We start from the raw sequence: 1474 nt of genomic DNA, 5'->3' as shown, positions 1-1474 counted from the left end.
TAAAATGTACCCTTTGTAAAGGACGCTATAAAAAAGTCTAGGCAGCTCTAAGAAGATGATCTCTGAATTGAACAGGGGTCATCTTTTTTAAACCCCATTGGTATCGGTAGTGGTTGTAGTACGTCATGTAGTTTTTAATTTCACGTTTAAGTTCTTCTAAATTAGTACAAACCTTAATCACAGCTTCATCCTTAAAATGACCAAAGAACGATTCTTGTGGAGCGTTATCCCAACAGTTTCCTCGTCTGGACATTGATTGACGTAATCCAAGTTTATTCACTAGTTTTTGAAAGCCAGGGTGAGTGTAATGTGTACCTTGATCGGAGTGGATCAAGGCATCTTTTACCTTCCTAAAGTTTCGATTCTTTTTTAATTTAAGAAGGGTGTCTGTAGCTAAATCCATGGTGATACGATTCGACACATGGTAAGCTAAGATTTCATTGGTTGACGCATCTTTTATCGTGGATAAATAGGCTTTCTCGCCCTTTCCGTAATATAAATAGGTGATATCAGTGAGAAGTACTTTTCCAGGAACATTCTGCTTAAATTGTCGATTTAATAGGTTTGGTACAACTCGATGTTCTTGTGTGGCTTTCATCATCCGTCTATAAGGATTTGCCTTTCTAATAGGGCAGATAATATCGTACTTCTTCATAATTCTTCGAATACGTTTCAAATTGTAGACAACCTCAAATTGACCCGCCAATGTCATTTTAATTTGACGAGCACCTTTCTTACGGCCTTTAAAGTGAAAAGCCTTCAAGATGATTTCTTTTGCAATTTCATCCTTTTGATCGTTCTCCTTTCTACGCTTCTGTGATTTAGCAGAGAAATAATTATAATAACCACTCCGTGAGACACCTGCAATGGTACATAGGTAAGTAACCATATGATTAAGTTGGTACTTTTCAATAACCGAACGGATAAGAATAAATTTCTGGCTAGGAGGTATGACTACTGCCTTTCCTTTAACCCCCTTTCTGCCATTTGTATCTTTTTTAAAAGTTCATTCTCCGCCTTTAATAACTTGTTTTGAGCCTCCAAACGGGCATACTTCTCCTCTAGGGTCAATTCCTTTTCACGAGGGCGGCCAGAATGTCCAGCTCTAGTGTCACGAAGACCATCCAAACCGATTTCTCGATAGGCTTTGATCCATCTTTCTGCCGAGCATTTAACTCTTTGTGCTCCGATCACATCTATATCAAATCCATGTTCCTCAAATATCTGTTTCCGAAATTTACCTTTTTCATATTCAACAATGAAAATTCGTTTGAACTCATCAGTATAGGTGATTGCCTTTGTGCTTACTGATTTTACGTAAGGGTTTCCTTTTAGTTGTTTTATCTCTTTCTCTGTGAACTTCTTTTTGCTCATAACCTTCTCCAGTTTCTCCGTGTTGTATCTGCTTATTATACAAAAAAGTACCCCATAGGTAGACTTTTTTTAATGTGTCTACTCTATAGGGTACATTTTA

General features: G+C 37.4%; 1 protein-coding gene. It reads right to left on the bottom strand.

Translation table 11 applies throughout. The features are described from left to right. Positions 1-37 precede the first annotated feature (37 nt). Positions 38-1374 (bottom strand): IS3 family transposase gene (locus J2Z37_RS25370; RefSeq protein ID WP_245204269.1). Its coding sequence is split into 2 segments (ribosomal slippage): positions 38-990 and positions 990-1374, totalling 1338 coding nucleotides; the frame shifts between segments, so codons are not numbered across the junction. Positions 1375-1474: the final 100 nt, after the last annotated feature.

The sequence above is a fragment of the Ammoniphilus resinae genome (assembly GCF_017873965.1).
GTDB lineage: Bacteria > Bacillota > Bacilli > Aneurinibacillales > RAOX-1 > Ammoniphilus_A > Ammoniphilus_A resinae.
The sequence above is the reverse complement of the archived record's forward strand: the minus strand, read 5'-3'. Positions and strand labels throughout refer to the sequence as shown.